Annotated in this window: 16 protein-coding genes; 3 read left to right on the top strand and 13 right to left on the bottom strand. The window is 70.6% G+C overall.

Annotated features, from left to right (window positions below; genetic code table 11):
- Positions 1–38: 38 nt before the first annotated feature.
- Together ACFUPX_RS06160 and ACFUPX_RS06155 are read right to left on the bottom strand one after the other, a co-directional pair.
- Positions 39–236, bottom strand: a complete 198-nt coding sequence (locus ACFUPX_RS06160; RefSeq protein ID WP_344520107.1) for an acyl-CoA carboxylase subunit epsilon — start codon at positions 234–236, stop codon at positions 39–41.
- A 54-nt stretch (positions 237–290) separates the two neighbouring features.
- Entirely contained in the window at positions 291–1,883 is a 1,593-nt protein-coding gene (locus ACFUPX_RS06155; protein ID WP_383316775.1) for an acyl-CoA carboxylase subunit beta, read from the bottom strand.
- A gap of 307 nt (positions 1,884–2,190) precedes the next feature.
- Between ACFUPX_RS06155 and ACFUPX_RS06150 the strand changes: the two genes are divergently transcribed.
- Positions 2,191–2,826 carry a YceI family protein gene (locus ACFUPX_RS06150; protein ID WP_383316772.1) on the top strand — a complete coding sequence of 212 codons (636 nt, stop codon included), beginning with the start codon at positions 2,191–2,193 and terminating at the stop codon, positions 2,824–2,826.
- A 198-nt stretch (positions 2,827–3,024) separates the two neighbouring features.
- Positions 3,025–3,561, top strand: a complete 537-nt coding sequence (locus ACFUPX_RS06145; RefSeq protein ID WP_383316769.1) for a hypothetical protein — start codon at positions 3,025–3,027, stop codon at positions 3,559–3,561.
- 12 nt (positions 3,562–3,573) lie between these two features.
- On the opposite strand, the gene ACFUPX_RS06140 is transcribed toward ACFUPX_RS06145, so the two are convergent.
- Positions 3,574–4,179: a TIGR03086 family metal-binding protein gene (locus ACFUPX_RS06140; RefSeq protein ID WP_383316766.1), complete on the bottom strand. Its 606-nt coding sequence runs from the start codon at positions 4,177–4,179 to the stop codon at positions 3,574–3,576.
- A gap of 59 nt (positions 4,180–4,238) precedes the next feature.
- On the opposite strand from ACFUPX_RS06140, the gene ACFUPX_RS06135 reads away from it, so the two are divergent.
- Complete coding sequence (locus ACFUPX_RS06135; protein ID WP_383316763.1) at positions 4,239–5,282, top strand: SDR family NAD(P)-dependent oxidoreductase; 1,044 nt, start codon at positions 4,239–4,241, stop codon at positions 5,280–5,282.
- Between the two features lie 30 nt (positions 5,283–5,312).
- On the opposite strand, the gene ACFUPX_RS06130 is transcribed toward ACFUPX_RS06135, so the two are convergent.
- From ACFUPX_RS06130 to ureA, 10 genes are all read right to left on the bottom strand, one after another.
- Positions 5,313–6,200: an alpha/beta fold hydrolase gene (locus ACFUPX_RS06130; RefSeq protein WP_383316760.1), complete on the bottom strand. Its 888-nt coding sequence runs from the start codon at positions 6,198–6,200 to the stop codon at positions 5,313–5,315.
- A 126-nt stretch (positions 6,201–6,326) separates the two neighbouring features.
- A complete protein-coding gene (locus ACFUPX_RS06125) occupies positions 6,327–7,703 on the bottom strand; it encodes a hypothetical protein (RefSeq protein WP_383316757.1) in 1,377 nt (458 codons plus the stop codon).
- A 69-nt stretch (positions 7,704–7,772) separates the two neighbouring features.
- A complete protein-coding gene (gene cimA, locus ACFUPX_RS06120) occupies positions 7,773–9,377 on the bottom strand; it encodes a citramalate synthase (protein ID WP_383316755.1) in 1,605 nt (534 codons plus the stop codon).
- A gap of 335 nt (positions 9,378–9,712) precedes the next feature.
- A complete protein-coding gene (locus tag ACFUPX_RS06115) occupies positions 9,713–10,966 on the bottom strand; it encodes a TolB family protein (protein WP_383316753.1) in 1,254 nt (417 codons plus the stop codon).
- 64 nt (positions 10,967–11,030) lie between these two features.
- Complete coding sequence (locus ACFUPX_RS06110) at positions 11,031–12,239, bottom strand: TolB family protein (protein WP_383316750.1); 1,209 nt, start codon at positions 12,237–12,239, stop codon at positions 11,031–11,033.
- Between the two features lie 42 nt (positions 12,240–12,281).
- Positions 12,282–13,409 carry a protein TolB gene (locus tag ACFUPX_RS06105; RefSeq protein ID WP_383316747.1) on the bottom strand — a complete coding sequence of 376 codons (1,128 nt, stop codon included), beginning with the start codon at positions 13,407–13,409 and terminating at the stop codon, positions 12,282–12,284.
- A 128-nt stretch (positions 13,410–13,537) separates the two neighbouring features.
- Entirely contained in the window at positions 13,538–14,086 is a 549-nt protein-coding gene (locus ACFUPX_RS06100; RefSeq protein ID WP_383317013.1) for a TetR/AcrR family transcriptional regulator, read from the bottom strand.
- Between the two features lie 121 nt (positions 14,087–14,207).
- Complete coding sequence (locus ACFUPX_RS06095) at positions 14,208–15,224, bottom strand: agmatine/peptidylarginine deiminase (protein WP_383316744.1); 1,017 nt, start codon at positions 15,222–15,224, stop codon at positions 14,208–14,210.
- Between the two features lie 72 nt (positions 15,225–15,296).
- Positions 15,297–16,985, bottom strand: coding sequence for an urease subunit alpha (locus ACFUPX_RS06090; RefSeq protein WP_383316741.1), 1,689 nt, complete (start codon positions 16,983–16,985; stop codon positions 15,297–15,299).
- Complete coding sequence (gene ureA / locus ACFUPX_RS06085) at positions 16,982–17,698, bottom strand: urease subunit gamma (protein ID WP_383316738.1); 717 nt, start codon at positions 17,696–17,698, stop codon at positions 16,982–16,984. Before ureA ends, ACFUPX_RS06090 begins: the two co-directional genes overlap by 4 nt.
- Positions 17,699–17,844: the final 146 nt, after the last annotated feature.

Raw genomic sequence — 17,844 nt, 5'->3', positions numbered from 1 at the left:
GGTGCGGGGCCCTGTCGGGTGCCGTGCGGCGGTGGGGCTCAGCCCTGCCAGCTGTGCGGGGCGCGGAAGCCCGGGGTGCGCTCCAGGCGGCGCCAGCCGGCCTTGTCGCGGCCTCGGCGGGGCGCGGGAGCCTGCGCGGTGGCGGCGGCGCTCCGGGCCAGCAGGATCGCGGTGATGGCGGCGACCTCTTCGGGCTCGGCGTGCCCCTTCTCGACGCGGATGTCGGGGGTAGTCATGTGCAGCGTTCTCCTTGTGGGCTACTGCGGGGTTACTGCGTGATTGCTGCGTGCTTACTGCGGGGGGTTGCCGTGCTTGCGCGACGGCAGGTCCGCGTGCTTGTTGCGGAGCATCGCGAGGGAGCTGATGAGCACCTCGCGGGTGGCGGCGGGGTCGATGACGTCGTCGACCAGGCCGCGCTCGGCGGCGTAGTAGGGGTGCATGAGTTCGGCCTTGTACTCCTTGACCATCTTCTGGCGCATGGCCTCGGGGTCCTGGGCGGCCGCGATCTGACGCCGGAAGATGACGTTGGCGGCGCCTTCGGCGCCCATCACCGCGATCTCGTTGGTGGGCCAGGCGTAGGTGAGGTCGGCGCCGATGGACTGGCTGTCCATGACGATGTACGCGCCTCCGTACGCCTTGCGCAGGATCAGCGAGATGCGCGGCACGGTGGCGTTGCAGTACGCGTACAGGAGCTTCGCGCCGTGCCGGATGATCCCGCCGTGCTCCTGGTCCACGCCCGGCAGGAAGCCGGGCACGTCGAGGAGCGTCACGATCGGGATATTGAAAGCGTCGCACATCTGGACGAAGCGGGCCGCCTTCTCGGAGGCCTCGATGTCCAGGACCCCGGCCAGGGACTGCGGCTGGTTGGCGACGATGCCCACGACCTTGCCGTCCAGGCGGGCCAGGGCGCAGATGATGTTGCGCGCCCAGCGCTCGTGGACCTCGAGGTAGTCGCCGTCGTCGACGAGCTCCTCGATGACCTTGGTCATGTCGTACGGACGGTTGCCGTCCGCCGGGACCAGGTCGAGCAGGACCTCGGAGCGGCGGTCCGCCGGGTCGTCCGAGTCGTGGGTGGGCGGGTTCTCGCGGTTGTTCGAGGGGAGCATCGCGATGAGGTAGCGGACCTCGGCGAGGCAGGTCTCCTCGTCGTCGTAGGCGAAGTGGCAGACGCCCGAGGTCTCGGCGTGCACGTCCGCGCCGCCCAGACCGTTCTGGCTGATCTCCTCACCCGTCACCGCACGCACCACGTCCGGTCCGGTGATGAACATCTGCGAGGTCTCGCGGACCATGAAGACGAAGTCGGTCAGGGCGGGGCTGTAGGCCGCGCCGCCCGCGCACGGGCCGAGCATCACGCTGATCTGCGGGATGACGCCCGAGGCCTTGGTGTTGCGCTGGAAGATGCCGCCGTACCCGGCGAGCGCGGAGACGCCCTCCTGGATACGGGCGCCCGCGCCGTCGTTGAGCGACACCAGCGGGGCACCGGCCGCGATGGCCATGTCCATGATCTTGTGGATCTTCGTGGCGTGCGCCTCGCCGAGCGCGCCGCCGAAGATGCGGAAGTCGTGCGCGTAGACGAAGACCGTACGGCCCTCGACCGTGCCCCAGCCGGTGATGACACCGTCGGTGTACGGCTTCTTGGCCTCCAGGCCGAACCCGGTCGCCCGGTGCCGGCGCAACTGCTCGACCTCCTGGAACGAACCCGCGTCCAGCAGCAGCTCGATCCGCTCACGCGCGGTCAGCTTGCCCTTGGCGTGCTGCGCCTCGGTCGCCTTCTCGCTCGGGCCGCGCAGCGCCTCGGCACGGATCGCGTGCAGCTCGGCCACGCGCCCACGCGCGTCGGTGGGCTCGCCCTCGGGAGAAGCGGTCTCGTCCAAAACGGTCATGTAGTGACCTTACGAAGGGCGCCTACTGAAACGGACCGTCGACTTTGAACAGTCTCCGGCCCGTTTTCCTGGCACCCCTGAACAGAAGCTCGCTCCAGTGCGCCCGAAGTGACTGCTCAGAGGGTCGTCGCGCTGTAGGGATTCCACAAAGGGGCGGGTGAGAGACACCTCACACGGGACGCTGTGCCTGATGTTGAATGTTGAACTGAATCGCGCTACAGTCAATCTCGTTGAACATTCAACAGACACAACCCCCGTAGCTCGCAGCTCGGCCTTCCCGGTCGCAGCTCGTCCCCAAGGAGCAGTCATGGGTCTCTTCGGCCGCAAGAACGAAACCGTCACCTCCTCCGTCGGCGCCGGTACTGGCACCGGCACGGTGTCCGCTCCGGTCAGCCCGGACCTGGCCGCCCTGACCGGTGAGTACGCGATCGACCCCTCGCACACGTCCATCGGCTTCGTCGCGCGCCATGCCATGGTCACGAACGTCAAGGGCTCCTTCACCGACGTCGCGGGCACGCTGCACCTGGACGGCACGGACCCGGCCGGATCGACGGCTTCCATCGACGTGAAGATGGACAGCATCGACACCGGCAGCGCGGACCGTGACGGTCACCTGAAGAGCGCGGACTTCTTCAAGACCGACGAGTTCCCCGAGATGACCTTCCGCTCCACCAAGGCGGAGGCGCTGGGCGGCGACGACTACCGCATCACCGGTGACCTGACGATCCTCGGCACCACGAAGCAGCTCGCCATCGACCTGGAGTTCAACGGCTCGGCCACGGACCCCTTCGGGAACGAGCGGGTCGGCTTCGAGGGCAAGGCGGAGATCCTCCGCTCGGAGTGGGGCCTCACCTGGAACGCCGCGCTGGAGACCGGCGGGGTGCTCGTCTCCGACAAGATCAAGCTGAGCTTCGACATCTCCGCGATCAAGTCCGGCTCCTGATCTGTTCTGGCTCCTGAGCCTCGCTGGCTTTCTGGACCGCCGCTTCGCGACGGGTCTCTCCCACCCACCCACCCGATTGCCCCGCATGCATGCGGGGTGGGGTGGGTGGGTTTGTCTTGCATACGTGCCGGGGCGGTGGGTGGGCTTGCCTTGCATGTGTGCCGGGGCGGTGGGTGGGGCTCCTATACCGTTCGGGCCGTGTCCGAGTTCATGCAGCAACTGCCCGCGCTGATAGGCGTGATCGTCGGTGCGCTCGGTTCGTATCTGGCGATCACCCGAGGCGACCGGGCCCGTTTCCAGCGGGAGCAGGCGGCTCGCTGGGAGGAACGGCGGCTCGCCGTGTACGGCGACTACGCCCGCGTGGTGAAGCAGACCGTCACGCTCACCTACCGCGTCGCCGCCCACCTCGGCAACGACCCGCACCCGCACCCGCTGGCCCCCGAGGTAGCGGCGCCCCACCTGGCGGAGGCCGCCATCGCGCGGGATCCGGCCGGGGAGGCGCTGCTGATGCTCGGCACGCCGGACGTGGTCGACAAGGCGCGGGTCTGGGTGCTCACCGTCATCGAGATGGAGCGGTTCCTGCGCGAGGGCATCCGGGACCCCGCCGCGTGGTCCGTACTGCTGGAGCGCCAGCGGACCACACGCGAGGGCTACTACCAGGCGGTGCGGCGCGACCTCGCGCTCCCGCCCGGACATCCGGGGAACTGGCGCCTGCCGCCGCCGGAGAGCGCCTGAGCCTCCCGGCCGCTATGCCCAGTCGGGCTGACGGCCGAGGTACCGGAGCAGTTCGGCGGCCTCTCCCCCCTGCGCCCCGCCCGCCTCCGCGTCGAGTGCGGGCCCGAAGGCGAAGGCGCGGACCGGCTCGACGATCTGCCGGGCCACGTCCAGCAGGGGTCTCGCCAACTCGTCGGTCAGGGGCGAGGGTTGGCCGGTGGCCACCGCTATGTCCCAGGCGTGGACGGCCGCGTCGAGTGCGCAGGCGCCGACGCCGAGGGCGGCGGTCATGCTGCCGGGCGGAAGCGGTACGCGTACCTCCTGGACCGATGGGTCGACGCTCCCCCAGGCCTCGGCCGCGGCCACTAGGGCCGGTTCCAGCAGGGCCAGCGGGGAATCCGTCAGCTTGCCGGAGGGGGCGAAGGGGTTCTCCGCGGGGCCGGGGCCTCCGGTGAGGGACGAGGCGTAGCCGAGCTGGTCGCCCGCCGCGTGCTGCAACACCTGGGTGACGTTCCACTCCGCGCAGGGCGTCGGGCGGTCCCAGTCTCCTTCCGGCACGCCGTGGACGGCCGTACGCAGTGCCGCGTGCGCGCTGTCGAGGATGGGCCAGGTGGTGTTCGTGCCGTGCTGCTCGCTCACTTCGTCTCCCGACTTTCGTCCTTGCCTTAGAGCGCGGTCCAGCTTCTAGCGTCACGCCCATGACCACACGGCAAGAACAACAGCACGATTCCGGCCGCGAGTTCGGTGAGTTCAGTGAGTTCGGTGAGTTGGGTACGTCCGGTGAGCCGGTTACGTTCGGTGCGGCGAGCACGGCTGACGACGTGCTCGCCGGGATCGACCTCTCGGGCAGGACGGCGCTGGTCACCGGCGGCTATTCGGGGCTCGGCCTGGAGATCACCCGGGCGCTCGGCAAGGCGGGCGCGCACGTCGTCGTCCCTGCGCGCAGGCCGCTCGCCGCCCAGGAGGCGCTGCGCGGCACGGACGGCGTGGAGGTGCAGGAGCTCGACCTGGCGGACCAGAGCAGTGTCCGGCGCTTCGCCGAGCGCTTCCTCGCCACGCGCCGGGCCCTCGACATCATCATCAACAACGCGGGCGTGATGGCGTGCCCCGAGACCCGGGTCGGCCCGGACGGCACCTGGGAGTCCCACTTCGCGATCAATCATCTGGGGCACTTCGCCCTGGTCAACCGCCTCTACCCGGCGTTGAGTCCGGGCACGTCGCGCGTCGTGTCGGTGGCCTCGTCCGGCCACTTCCTCTCCGACATCCGCTGGGAGGACCCGCACTTCCACCAGGGATACGACCGCTGGCTCGCCTACGCCCAGTCCAAGACGGCGAACGCGCTCTTCGCCGTGCACCTCGACTCCCTGAGCGCGGCAGGCTCCGGGAGTGCGGCGGGCTCCGGCCCGCGGGCCTTCTCCGTACACCCCGGCAGCATCCTCACGCCCCTCCAGCGCCACATCCCCCGGGAGGAACAGATCGCGCAGGGCTGGATGTCCGCCGACGGCACACCGGCGCAGGGCTTCAAGAGCCCGGCGCAGGGTGCGGCCACGGCGGTCTGGGCGGCGACGTCACCGCTCCTGGACGCCCACGGCGGCGCGTACTGCCAGGACTGCGGCGTCGCGGAGCCCGCCACGACGGACGACATGCTGACCGGAGGCGTCAAGCCCTGGGCGACCGACCCCGAGGCCGCGGCCCGCCTCTGGCAGCTGTCGGCGGAACTCACGGGGTTGGGCGACCTGTAGCGGGCACATCCGGTTCCGCCGGTGGCGCGGCTAGGGCCGCGCGGCATCCGTGTGCGTGCGGATCGCTTCGGCGAGCGGGCCATGCACCGCCGGGGGCAGCGCGTGTCCCATGCCCGCGATCTCCACCACGCGTGCGCCGCCGCCTGCGACGGCCTGGGCCAGGTGGTGCGCGTGCGGGGGCGGGAACACCGGCTCGGCCGGGGCGGAGATGACGAGCGTGGGGACCTTCGTGCCGGCCAGTTCGTCGGTGCGGAGCATGTGGGAGTCGTCGGCGCGGGCATGTGCCGTCGAGGAGACGTGGGTCCCGGTGTGCGCGATGATCTCGCTCTCCAGATCACGGAAGTACGCGTCATCGAAGGGGAGTTGGCCGCCGTTCAGGACGCGCCAGTGCTCCACCCGGCGGTCCAGTTCGGCTTCCGGGCCTTTGTCCTCGGCCGGGCGGGACCACACCTCCAGGACCTCCGGGGCGATGCCGGGGAGTTCACCCACCGGGACCTGGGTTCCGTCCGGGGCCGTGTACGGGGATTCGCTGAGCGCGCAGGTGCCGACCAGGGTGGCGCTCAGGACGCGCTCGGGGTGGTCGGCGACGACCAGCTGGGTCAGCATGCCGCCGAGTGACATGCCCACCAGATGCGCCCGCTCGATGCCGAGGCCGTCCAGGACGGCTACCGCGTCCCGCGCCAAGTCCGTGATGGGGTAAGGGTGTTCGTCGAAGGTGGAGGTGGAGCGGCCGGTGTCCCGGTGGTCGTAGCGGATGACCTGGTGACGGGCGGCGAGGGCGTCGACCAAGGCGTCGGGCCAGCCGAGTCCCGAGGCCTGGGCGCCCATGATCAGGAGCAGCGCGGGAGCGTCGGGGTCGCCGCGCCGCTCCGTCCAGAGGCGGATGCCGGGGGCGGCTTCGACGTACTGCTGCTGCATGGGATGACCCTCCGGATCGACGGCAACGACGGCTAAGACAGCCAAGCCGGCCGAGACAGTTAAGACGGCTACGCATCAGACGATACGTATCGTCTCGCTAATTCTCGACTCCGTCAACCACGCCCCCTAGAACCCCCCACCCCCGAAGTCCCCACCCCCACCGAAGTCCCCGCCGCCCCCGAAATCGCCGCCGCCCCCGAAGTCCCCGGGATCGAAGTCCGACCCCGAGTAGTCCCCACCGTCGTACCCGCCCCCGGCACCGTCCCCGACGCCCCCGTAGTCCGCCCCGTACGCCGGGCTCGCCATCATCCCGCCCAGCATCGTGCCGACCAGGAGGCCCGGCAGCATCCCGCCCCCGAAGTAGCCGCCGGCCCACGGGCCGTATGCCGGGCCCGCCTCCCAGTACGGGCGCCGCTCCCCCGAGTCCGTCGCCACCGTCCGGGACAGCGGCTCCTCACCGTCCGCGAGGCGTGTCGCGTCCGGCAGGCAGACCGGGACCGTCCGCTCGGTCCCGCCCGGCGGCGCCCACTGCGCGTCCTTCACCGAGGGACCGTGCCGCGGGTCGAAGAAGCAGGGCGCGCGACGCTCCGGCAGCGGTCGGCCCTCCCGCCGTGCGGCGAGCAGGGCGAGGGAGAAGCGGCCGTCCTCCAGGGACTGCGTGACGGCCCGCACCTCGTCGGGCCGCTGCGCCGCCGCCATGTACGACTTCGCCTTCTCGTAGGAGTCCAGGGCCCGCTCGTAGTCCGCGCGCATCGCGTCGTCCGCGCCCGCCTCCGCGGGGTGGAAGTCGAGACGGTCCAACTCCTCGCCGTACGCGGTGATGTCCTCGTCGACCACGACCCGCAGCTTCTCCAGCGCGGCCCGCTGCACCTCGGCCCGCCGCCGCCGGTTGCGCCGGACCACCGCGTACGCGGCCCCGCCACCCGCGACGAGCACCGCGCCGACGCCGATCAGCGCGCCCACGGGAGTGCCGCCGTCGGAACCGGACTCACCGCCCCACGAAGCGGGCGCCGAGCCGCGGGCGTCCTTCACCGCCTGGTCGACGAAGCCGTTCAGCTGGGTCTTGGCATCGCCCCCGCCCCCGTCCCCGTACGTCGTGACGAGGTTCGCGACGGCCGCACGGCCAAGCACCGCCCGGTCCGCCTTCGCGTCGAACGCGTCGCCGAGCCGGATCCCGTACACCCCCGTCACACCGGTCTCGGTGCGCAGCTTCTGGAAGAGGTCCTGCTTGGGGAAGTCGGCGGGCAGCACCGCCACCAACACGGGCTTGTCGGCGTCCTTGATCTTCTGCGCGAGGGCATCCGCGTCGGCCCGGGGCAGCTGGTCCGACGCGGCGGGATCCACGTACACCGGGCTCTTCTCCCAGGCGTCGGCCACGGCCGGGACGCTCGACGCCGTGGCGGCTGCCGCAGCCCCGGGCGCCGCCGTGAACGACACGGCACCCAGGGACACGAGAAGCCCGGACAGCGCGACAAATATTCGCTTTGCCCCATTAATTGTCATACTTCGAAGCTAACTCAGTCGGGCCGCCGACGGCGGTCCTGAGGCGGAGCTGCTCCGGGTGCGCGGCGGCTACTCCACCGGCTCGACGCCCGCCCTCAGCAGGCCGAAGGTGTACGCGTCCTCAAGGGCCTGCCAGGACGCCGCGATCACGTTCTCCGCCACGCCCACCGTCGACCACTCACCGTCACCGTCACTGGTGGAGATCAGTACCCGGGTCGTGGACGACGTGCCGTGCTTGCCCTCCAGGATGCGGACCTTGTAGTCGACGAGCTCCATCTTGGCGAGCTGGGGGTAGATCCGCTCCAGGCCCACCCGGAGCGAGCGGTCCAGGGCGTTGACCGGGCCGTTTCCCTCCGCCGTGGCGACGATGCGCTCGCCCTTGGCCCACAGCTTCACCGTCGCCTCGTTGGCGTGCGTGCCGTCGGGCCGGTCCTCGACGATGGCCCGCCAGGACTCGACGCGGAAGTAGCGCCGGGCCCGCCCCTCGACCTCCTCGCGCAGCAGCAGCTCGAAGGACGCGTCGGCGGCCTCGTAGGTGTAGCCGCTGAGCTCCCGCTCCTTCACCCGCTCGACGACCCGTCCCACCAGCGCCCGGTCGTCGCCCAGGTCGATCCCGAGCTCCTTGCCCTTGAGCTCGATGGAGGCGCGCCCCGCCATGTCCGAGACCAGCATCCGGATGCGGTTGCCGACCAGGTCCGGGTCGATGTGCTGGTAGAGATCCGGGTCGACCTTGATCGCGGAAGCGTGCAGGCCCGCCTTGTGCGCGAAGGCCGAGACGCCTACGTACGGCTGGTGCGTGGAGGGGGTGAGGTTGACGACCTCGGCGATGGCGTGCGAGACACGGGTCATCTCGCGCAGCGAGCCCTCGGGCAGGACCTGCTTGCCGTACTTGAGCTCCAGGGCGCCGACCACGGGGAAGAGGTTGGCGTTGCCGACGCGCTCGCCGTAGCCGTTGGCGGTGCACTGCACGTGGGTGGCGCCGGCGTCGACGGCGGCGAGGGTGTTGGCGACCGCGCACCCCGTGTCGTCCTGCGCGTGGATGCCGAGCCGGGCGCCGGTGTCGGCGCGCACGGTCCCCACGATCGCCTGGACCTGGGCGGGGAGCATGCCGCCGTTGGTGTCGCACAGGACGACGACGTCGGCGCCCGCTTCGGAGGCCGTGCGGACGACGGACTTCGCGTACTCGGGATTGGCGCGGTAGCCGTCGAAGAAGTGCTCGCAGTCGACGAAGACGCGCCGCCCCTGCTCCACGAGGTAGGAGACGGTGTCGCGCACCATCTCCAGGTTCTCGTCCAGAGTCGTGCGCAGAGCGAGCTCGACGTGCCGGTCATGGGATTTGGCGACGAGCGTGACGACCGGGGCGCCGGACTCCAGCAGGGCGTTGACCTGCGGGTCCTGCGCCGCCGAGCCACCCGGGCGGCGCGTGGCGCCGAAGGCGACGAGCTGGGCGTGCCGGAAGGTGATCTCTTGCTGGGCGCGGGAGAAGAACTCGGTGTCGCGGGGGTTGGCGCCCGGCCAGCCGCCCTCGATGAAGCCCACGCCGAAGTCGTCCAGGTGCCGGGCGATGGTCAGCTTGTCCGCGACGGTCAGGTTGATTCCCTCGCGCTGCGCGCCGTCGCGCAGCGTGGTGTCAAAGACGTGGAACGTATCGTCGGGTGTGCTGGTTTCCGTCATGCTGATCTGGCTCCTGTGTCGGATCTCGGTCTACCGGAATGACCGGCTCCACCGCCTCAATGATCCCTCGCGCTCCGCGTCCGGCTGATGTTGGGCCAGGAAACGAAAAAACCCCTCGTGGGTACGAGAGGTTTGCGCGCGGGTCTAAGAGACGACGGTGTCCGCCCGTACATGGTGGTACGAGACGGTCACTGCGGACCGGCGCGCCTGCTGCCAATAATCATGGCGAACGAGAGCACGGTGGCAGCCTGCCACAGCACGCACACACCGCGCTGCCCCGTCTCACGATGCGGGCGGCGCGTCCGGCGCCGCCGCCCGCATGACGTGCTCCTCCGTCAGCGCACGTGGCGTACGAAGGTGTCGTAGCCGTCGTTCGTGTCGCCGCTCAAGAGCGTCGCGTCGCCGGAGAGGAAGGCGATCCTGCGGCCGTCCGCGGAGATGCCGCCTGGGGCGACCAGCGCCGAGGCCGCGCCGCCCGTGGTGTCCGGCGTGACGAGCGTGGTGCTGCCGCTCTTCAGGTCCCGCAGGTAGACGGGCCACTCCTTGCCGTACTCGGACCCGGCTTCGGTGAGTTCCGACATGAACGTCAGGCGGCGGCCGTCGGCGCTGATCGCGGGCGCCCGGGTGTAGGCCTCGCCGGGTCCGCCCTGGGTGCCGTGGATCCGCTGGTTCTTGCCGGAGGCGATGTCGTGGACGAAGACGTTCCAGGCGGCGTCGTCGTCGTTCGGGACGAGATGGGTGTCGCGGGACTCGAAGACGACGGTGCGGCCGTCGCCGCTGATGGACGGCTCCAGGGACTCCTTCTCCGTCTGCGATCCGTCGTGGGAGCGGTCGGCCTTGGTCAGCTCACCGCTCTTGCGGTCGCGCAGCAGCACGTCGCTCCAGTCGTCGCCGCGCGGACCGTTGAAGTAGTTGTACGCGTAGACGACCCGGCGGCCGTCGTCGCTGACGCTCGCCCCGTGCGCGGTGCGCCCCTCGCTCGCCGGGTCGGCGGCGCTGATCCGCTCGGTCGTGCCGGACTTGCGGTCGCGCAGGAAGACGATGCCGCCGGGGCTGCCCGCGCGCTGGCTCACGTCGAAGACGGCGTACCGGGCGTCGGGGGTCAGCGAGACGGTGCCCGCGCCCGCGGCGCCGTCGGGCAGCTCGACGTCGAGCCGCTCGGTCTTCTTTGTCCTGCGGTCGTAGAGCCGGACGTCGGAGTCCGAGTAGGAGCCGGCCGGGCTGGTGACCACCGCGACGTACCGCCCGTCCGCGCTCAGCGAGGGGTTCCTGACGTCACGCCCTTCGAGGGCGATCCGCTCGGTCTTCCCGGTGCGCAGATCGCGTACGAAGACGTCGTTCAGTCCGTTGGTGTCGCCGGCCACGACGTCGGTGGCCCCGGAGTCGAAGGCCGCGAACCGTCCGTCGCGACTGAGGGTCGCCCCCGACGACCGGTCGTCGGCCGCCTTGCCTTCGGCCGTGACGCTGACGCCCTCGGTGCGGGGCGCGGCGGCGTCGGGTGCCGCGAAGGCGGCGGGCAGGGTGCCCGCCGTGACGGCGGCGACGAGTGCGGCGGCGGCCAGGGTGGCTCGGCGCTTGGTGCTGTGCATGGTCAAATCCCCCGTGTTTCTTTGATGTTCGGTGCGTGCAATGTCTGTGATGCGCGAGATGCTCTTACGGTTGCGGTTCTCCCGGAACTGTCCGCAAGAAGACGTCGGACACGCCGTTGGTGTCCCCCGGCACCAGGTCGGCCGACTCCGAGTCGAAGGCCACGACGGAGCCGTCCTCGTTGACCGAGGGGTGCTGCGCCGCGAGGTCGTTGCGGCCGCCCTTGAGGTCGACGCTGATCAACCGCGTTTGCCCGGTGGCCAGTTCGCGCAGGTACACGGAGGGGACGGAGCCCTTCCCGTGGGCCTTCGCCGAGACGTACGCGACGTGGGTGCCGTTCTTCGCGAGCGACGCCTGCGCGGTGTACCCCTTCTTCTTCGGGGCCTTCACCAGCGTCGTGGTGCCGGTGTCGAGGTCGCGTACGAAGACGTTCGTGTCGCGGTTCGGGTCGCCGGACGCGAGGTTGGACGCACGCGAGTCGAAGGCGACGCGGCGCCCGTCCTCGCTGAGCGACGCGCCGGACGACGGCCCGTCGGCGGCGCCCCCGTCCCGCGCCACGGACACCTTCTCCAGGGCGCCGGTGGTCATGTTCCGTACGTAGATGTCGCCGCCCTGCTCGTAGGAGACGTACTCCCCGCGGGCGCCGATCGAAGGCTTACCCGCGGCCTCGGCCGGTGCCTCGCTCACCAGGTCGGTGGTGCCGCCGTTGAACTGGAAGCGGTAGACGCGCGGCTGCGGATCCGGGTCCGCTTCGGTGGCCGGAAGCGTGGCCGTGAAGACGACCCACTGGCAGCCGGGATCGACGTGGGGCTGCCCCATCGAAGTGAAGCGGACCCCCTGGTAGCTGTGGAGGCCGGTGATCTTGCCGACCGCACGGTTGCGGATGTAGACGGTCGGCCGGTGGTCCGGCTTCGGCGGGCTGCCGAGGGTCGTGGACTCGGAGACGAAACCGACCATCCGCCCGCTGGCACAGGGCGCGCCGTCGTACGACGGGCCGTTCGCGCCGTAGCTGACGCCCGCGATGCCGCCCGCCGCGTTCACGGACACCCCGGACAGGCCGTCGGCGCCTCCGTCGGACGTGAAGGCGACCACGCGGCGTTCGCCCATCGCCGGGTCGTACGACGGGTCGGCGAGCTGCTCGCCGGTGGTGGTCGTGCTGATCCGCTCGGTCGCCGGAGGCTCCGGGTCGGGCTCCGCGTGGGCGGGGAGCGCTCCCATCGTGCCGAGCAGGGCGGCCAGGCACAGGCCGGTGGCGGCTCTCTTGCTGCTGATCATGGTGTGATTCCCCCGAATCGGTCAGTGGATGTGGCGCACACGTCAGTGGATGTGGCGCAAGAAGATGTCGGAGACGCCGTTCGTGTCGCCCGGCACGATGTCCGTGTCGGCCGAGGAGTAGACGATGCTGCGGCCTTCGTCGGCGATCGCCCCCACCGTGGCGCTTCCCCCGTGGCCGATGGTGCGTTCACGGCCGCTGGGCAGGTGGCGCAGCCTGATCTCCGGCCGGCCGTCGCCGGATGCGCCAGAGACGCCGGATGCACCAGAGATGCCGTAGACGAGCCGACGGCCGTCCCGGCTGACCGCCTGCGCGCTCGCCCCCGCGAAGTGCTGGACCTTTCCGGTGCGCAGGTCACGTACGTAGGCACCGTCCGGGCCGTTCATCGCCACCGTGCGGCCGTTGACCTGCACGAGCCTGGACGGGGTGCCGTCGTCGACGCGGGTGAGGCCGCCCGTTGCGCGGTCGCGGAGCCAGACCTCACCGGTGCCTTCGTCCTCGTAGGCGACATGGCGGCCGTCGGCGCTGATGGACGGGTCCGCCATGTCGCGGGCCGAGTCCGGCGGTCCGTCGCTGATGACCTCGCGGGTGTCCGTCTCACGGTCGTAGACCTCGACCCGCTGGGGGTCTCCCGGGTGCTGCGGCTGCAGGTCGTAGGCGACGTAGCGGCCGTTCGCGCTGATGGCGGGCGATGACGCGCTGTACTTGAAGCGCCTGCCGTCGATCTGCTTGATCTCCCCCGTGCTCAGGTCGGTGAGGAAGACGTTGATGCCGTGCGCGCCCCAGCCGGTGTGCGCCGCGTACCGCCCGTCGTCGCTGATCACGGGTGCGGCCATGGAGTTCTTGAGGCGCTTGACCTCGCCGGTCTTCAGATCCTTGACGAACGCCCAGTCGTACGGCCCTTGATGACCTTCCGTCAGATTCTCCGCGTCGCTGTAGAAGGCGACGTACCGGCCGTTCGCAGAGATGGACGCGGTGCGCGACGCCCCGTCGGCCTCGGCCCCGTCGGCCGCGGTGCTCACACGCTCCACCTTCGGCGCCGACCGCGCGTGCGGCGCGTCCTGCGCCACGGCCGGCGACACGGTCGCGCCCAGTCCCGCGACCAGCAAGGCGCTCAAGGACGCCCGCCCGAAGGACGTCCCGCTCAAGGACACACGTCTGGCAGTGGACATGGCTTCCCCCAAAACCTGTCGCTCCCCCGGCCCGATACCGAGCCAAGGGCCCACGGGGATACAAGCGCACCGCCAGGATCCACACAATCCGCAGGAACGCGTACAACCTAGACGGGGAGAACGGGGTCCTAGGAGGAGCTGGAGGCCAGCGTTCCGTCCAGGAACTCCCTTACGTGCGTGAGGATTTGGTCGCGCCCCGTGCCGCGCAGGCCGATCGCCACGTGGATGGAGAATCCGTCGAGCAGCGCCCTCAGCCGGGACGCGAACCGGTCGGGGTCCAGGGCCTCGAACTCGCCCCGCGAGACGCCCTCGGCGAGCAGCGCCACCAGGTCGCGGTGCCAGGCGCTCTCGATGGCGACCTGCCGGTCGCGCTCGTCCTCGTCGGCGTTCAGGGAGCGGTTCCAGACCTCCAGCCAGAGCGTCCAGTGCGGGTCGCCGGGGCCGTCGGGGACGTACAGGTCGACGTAGGCGTCGAGCCGCTCGCGGGCCGTGCCCCGCCGTGCGAGCAGCCGGCCGCGCTCGGCGCCGAGCGCGGACTCGCTCCACTCCAGGGTGCGCAGGAGCAGCTCGTCCTTGGTGCGGAAGTAGTAGAGGAGGTGGCCGCTGCTCATGCCGACCTCGCGGCCGAGCGCGGCCATGGTCAGCTTCTCCAGGCCGCGCTCGGCGATCATCTCCATGGCAGCGGCAAGCACGTCCTCGCGCGGTGGTGCGTTCTTCCGGCGGGCGGCCTCGGCCACGGGGACTCCTGCGGTGATTCGTCTGACGCCAGACCTATGGGATCTACGGGGATCTACGGATCTACGAGACCTTCGGCTGCTGCTGGGTGATGCAGTGGATGCCACCACCCCCGGCAAAGATCGTACGGGCGTCCACGAGCGTCACGGTCCGCTCCGGGAAGAGACGGCGGAAGATGCCCGCCGCGATCTCGTCGCGCGGGTCGTCGAAGGCGCACAGGACGACGCCGCCGTTGCAGAGGTAGTGGTTGATGTACGAGTAGTCGACCCACCCCTCGTCGTCGGCGAGGACGGTCGGCGCGGGCACCTCGACGATCTGCAGGGCGCGGCCCCGGGCATCGGTCTGCCCCTTCAGCACCCCGATGATCTCCTTGCTGACCTCGTGATCCGGGTGGGCGGGGTCCTGCTGCGAGTGGACGAGCACGACTCCGGGCGCGGCGAAGGCGGCGACGATGTCGACGTGTCCCCGGGTGCCGAACTGCCCGTAGTCACCGGTCAGCCCCTTCGGCAGCCAGATCGCCTTTCGCGTGCCGATACGGGCGTGGATCGCCTCTTCGGCCTGCTCGCGGGTCAGGCCGGGGTTGCGTCCGGGGTCGAGCTGGACCGTGTCGGTCAGCAGGACCGTGCCCTCGCCGTCGACGTGGATGCCGCCGCCCTCGTTGACCAGGGGCGAGGAGTGGACGGGCACACCGGCCAGGTCGGCGACGTGGCGGGCGATCTTCGCGTCGTGCTCCCAGCGGGCCCAGTCCTGACCGCCCCAGCCGTTGAACGTCCAGTCCACTGCGGCGAGTTGAGCGCCGTCGCGTACGAAGGTGGGGCCGATGTCACGCATCCACGCGTCGTCCAGATCGCGCTCGACCAGTTCGACGTCGGGCCCGAGGAGCGCGCGGGCCGACTCGCTCTGACCGGTGCCGACGACCATCGTGACGGGTTCGAAGCGGCGTACGGCACGGGCGACGCCCGCCCAGGCGGCCCGCGCCTCGGCGAGCTCGCGCGCGTTCGTGAACGTGGGGTTGGGGCCCGGCCAGGCCATCCAGGTGCGCTCGTGCGGGGCCCACTCGGCGGGCATGTGGAAGGTCATGGTGATCCCTACGGGAAGGAAGGAACGCGGGAAGGACTGCGGAAAGGGCTGCGGAAAGGACCGCGGGGCGGGCTACAGGAAGTAGAGGCGGTTGAGCGACACGGAGTCGGCGGGCTCGGAGCGGACCGGGTCGCCGTCGAGCGTGACCAGGCCGGAGCGCTGGTCGACGTCGATGGAGCCGGTGCGGGAGTTGAGCCGCAGATCGGCGGGTCCGATGCCCCGGGTGCCCCGCACGGCGACCCGGCGCCGCCGGGTGGGCATCTGGTCGTTGCCCTGGTCGACGGCGGCCTGCGCGACGAAGGCCACCGAGATGTCGGCGGGCGTCGCGCCGTACGCGCCGAACTGCGGGCCGAGGACGAGGGGCTCGCACGTGTCGGTCGCGGCATTCGGATCGCCCACCACTCCATAGGCGGGGAAGCCGGACTTCAGCACCAACTGCGGTTTGGCGCCGAAGAATTCGGGCTTCCAGAGCACGATGTCGGCCATCTTGCCGACCTCGATGGAGCCGACCTCGTGGGCCAGGCCGTGGGCGATGGCGGGGTTGATGGTCAGCTTGGCCATGTAGCGAAGGACGCGCGCGTTGTCGTCCCCGTCGCCGTCGCCCTCCATCGGACCCAGCTCGGTCTTCATCTTCCCGGCCATCGCGAACGTGCGGCGTACGGTTTCGCCCGCGCGCCCCATGCCCTGTGCGTCCGAGGAGGTGATCCCGATGGCGCCCAGGTCGTGCAGCACGTCCTCGGCGCCCATCGTCCCGGCCCGGATCCGGTCACGGGCCATCGCCGCGTCACCGGGCAGATCGGTCTTCAGGTCATGGACGGAGACGATCATCCCGTAGTGCTCGGCCACCGCGTCCCGGCCGAAGGGCAACGTCGGATTGGTGGAGGAGCCGATGACGTTCGGCACCCCCGCCATCTTCAGCACATTGGGCACATGCCCGCCGCCACACCCCTCGATGTGGAAGGCGTGAATGGTCCGCCCCTCCAACACCTTCAACGTGTCCTCGACCGAAAGACACTCATTCAACCCATCACTGTGCAGAGCGACTTGAACGTCATGCTCCTCGGCCACCCGCAGCGCGGTGTCCAACGCCCGCGTATGGGCGCCCATGTCCTCGTGCACCTTGAAGCCCGAGGCCCCGCCCTCGGCGAGCGCCTCGATCAGCGGGGCGTCGTGCGAGGACGAACCACGGCCCAGGAAGCCGATGTTGACGGGCCAGGCGTCGAAGGCGTTGAACGCGTGCCGCAGCGCCCACGGGGAGTTGACCCCGACGCCCCACACGGGCCCGAACTCCTGGCCGATGATCGTGGTCACCCCGGAGGCGAGGGACGCCTCCATGATGCGCGGCGAAAGCAGATGGACGTGCGTGTCCACGGACCCGGCGGTGGCGATGAGCCCCTCGCCCGACACGATGGACGTTCCGGTGCCGACGACGACGTCGACCCCGTCGAGGGTGTCCGGGTTACCCGCCCGCCCTATCGCATGAATCCGCCCTTCCCTGATCCCGATGGACACCTTGCGGATGCCCTGCACGGCGTCGATCACGAGCACATTGCTGATCACGACGTCACAGGTGTCACGGACCGCGGCGGCCTTCAGATGCAGCCCGTCACGGGCCGTCTTGCCGAACCCGGCGAGGAACTCCTCGCCGTACTGCTGCGCGTCGGACTCCACCCGGACCACCAGGCCCGAGTCGCCGAGCCGGACACGGTCGCCCGCGCGGGGCCCATGGGTGGCGGCGTACGCGTAGGGATCGATGCTCATCGGTCGGCTCCTCCGTCTGCTCCTCGGCCTGCGGCTGGGTCAGCTCCCAGATAGCCGCAGGCCACGGCCCTGCGCAGGGCCTCTTCCTTGGCGCCGGGCGCGTCGAGCGGGCCGTCCACCAGACCGGCGAAGCCGATGGCGACGCGCTCACCGCCGATCGGCACGAGCCCGACCTCGACGCTCTCGCCGGGGCCGAAGCGCACGGAGGACCCGGCAGGCACCGCGAGCCGCATGCCGTAGGCGGCACAGCGGTCGAAGTCGAGCCGGGGATTGGCCTCGAAGAGGTGGAAGTGCGAGGTGACGGAGACCGGCACGGACGCGGTGTTGTGCACGGTGAGCGTCACGACCGGCGCGAGCTCCGCGTGCTCGGGCCCGGGAAGCAGCGCTCCGGGAGCCTCGCTCCCGAGGCCCGCACCGATCGGCTGCGAGACGACGGCGAGCCGGGACCCGTCGTCGAAGACGGCTTCCACATGCACCTCGGTCACCACGTCCGCGACACCCGGCAGGACGTCGTCGGGCCCGAGAACCGAGCGCGCCCGTTCGATCGCTTCGGCGAGCCTGACCCCGTCGCGGGCCGCCTCGCACACCGTGTCCGCGATCAGCGCGGTCGCCTCGGGGACGTTGAGTCTGAGGCCGCGCGCCTTGCGGGCCCTGGCCAGCTCGGCCGCCCCGAAGAGCAGCAGCCGGTCGCGTTCCGTGGGGGTAAGCCGCACGCCACCACACCTCCATCGTTTGAACGACACTCTAACCACGAGATTCATTCAACGGAAACATTGACGTACGAGCATGCCTCAGGTCACATTGAGCGGCACTCAAACAGTCGAACGGCGGCCTGTGTGCGCAGGCGGCCACGATCGAG

The organism is Streptomyces sp. NPDC057302 (assembly GCF_042667685.1).
Classification (GTDB): Bacteria; Actinomycetota; Actinomycetes; order Streptomycetales; family Streptomycetaceae; genus Streptomyces.
This window is presented reverse-complemented; position numbering and strand designations above follow the sequence as displayed.

Bases quoted from the DNA above. Each gene is read 5' to 3' on its own strand.
- ACFUPX_RS06095 (WP_383316744.1), bottom strand. From the start codon at position 15,224: ATGACCTTCCACATGCCCGCCGAGTGGGCCCCGCACGAGCGCACCTGG.
- ACFUPX_RS06150 (WP_383316772.1), top strand. From the start codon at position 2,191: ATGGGTCTCTTCGGCCGCAAGAACGAAACCGTCACCTCCTCCGTCGGC.
- ACFUPX_RS06115 (WP_383316753.1), bottom strand. From the start codon at position 10,966: ATGCACAGCACCAAGCGCCGAGCCACCCTGGCCGCCGCCGCACTCGTC.
- ACFUPX_RS06155 (WP_383316775.1), bottom strand. From the start codon at position 1,883: ATGACCGTTTTGGACGAGACCGCTTCTCCCGAGGGCGAGCCCACCGAC.
- ACFUPX_RS06105 (WP_383316747.1), bottom strand. From the start codon at position 13,409: ATGTCCACTGCCAGACGTGTGTCCTTGAGCGGGACGTCCTTCGGGCGG.
- ACFUPX_RS06130 (WP_383316760.1), bottom strand. From the start codon at position 6,200: ATGCAGCAGCAGTACGTCGAAGCCGCCCCCGGCATCCGCCTCTGGACG.
- ACFUPX_RS06090 (WP_383316741.1), bottom strand. From the start codon at position 16,985: ATGAGCATCGATCCCTACGCGTACGCCGCCACCCATGGGCCCCGCGCG.
- ACFUPX_RS06110 (WP_383316750.1), bottom strand. From the start codon at position 12,239: ATGATCAGCAGCAAGAGAGCCGCCACCGGCCTGTGCCTGGCCGCCCTG.
- ACFUPX_RS06135 (WP_383316763.1), top strand. From the start codon at position 4,239: ATGACCACACGGCAAGAACAACAGCACGATTCCGGCCGCGAGTTCGGT.
- ACFUPX_RS06100 (WP_383317013.1), bottom strand. From the start codon at position 14,086: ATGGAGATGATCGCCGAGCGCGGCCTGGAGAAGCTGACCATGGCCGCG.
- cimA (WP_383316755.1), bottom strand. From the start codon at position 9,377: ATGACGGAAACCAGCACACCCGACGATACGTTCCACGTCTTTGACACC.
- ACFUPX_RS06125 (WP_383316757.1), bottom strand. From the start codon at position 7,703: ATGACAATTAATGGGGCAAAGCGAATATTTGTCGCGCTGTCCGGGCTT.
- ACFUPX_RS06160 (WP_344520107.1), bottom strand. From the start codon at position 236: ATGACTACCCCCGACATCCGCGTCGAGAAGGGGCACGCCGAGCCCGAA.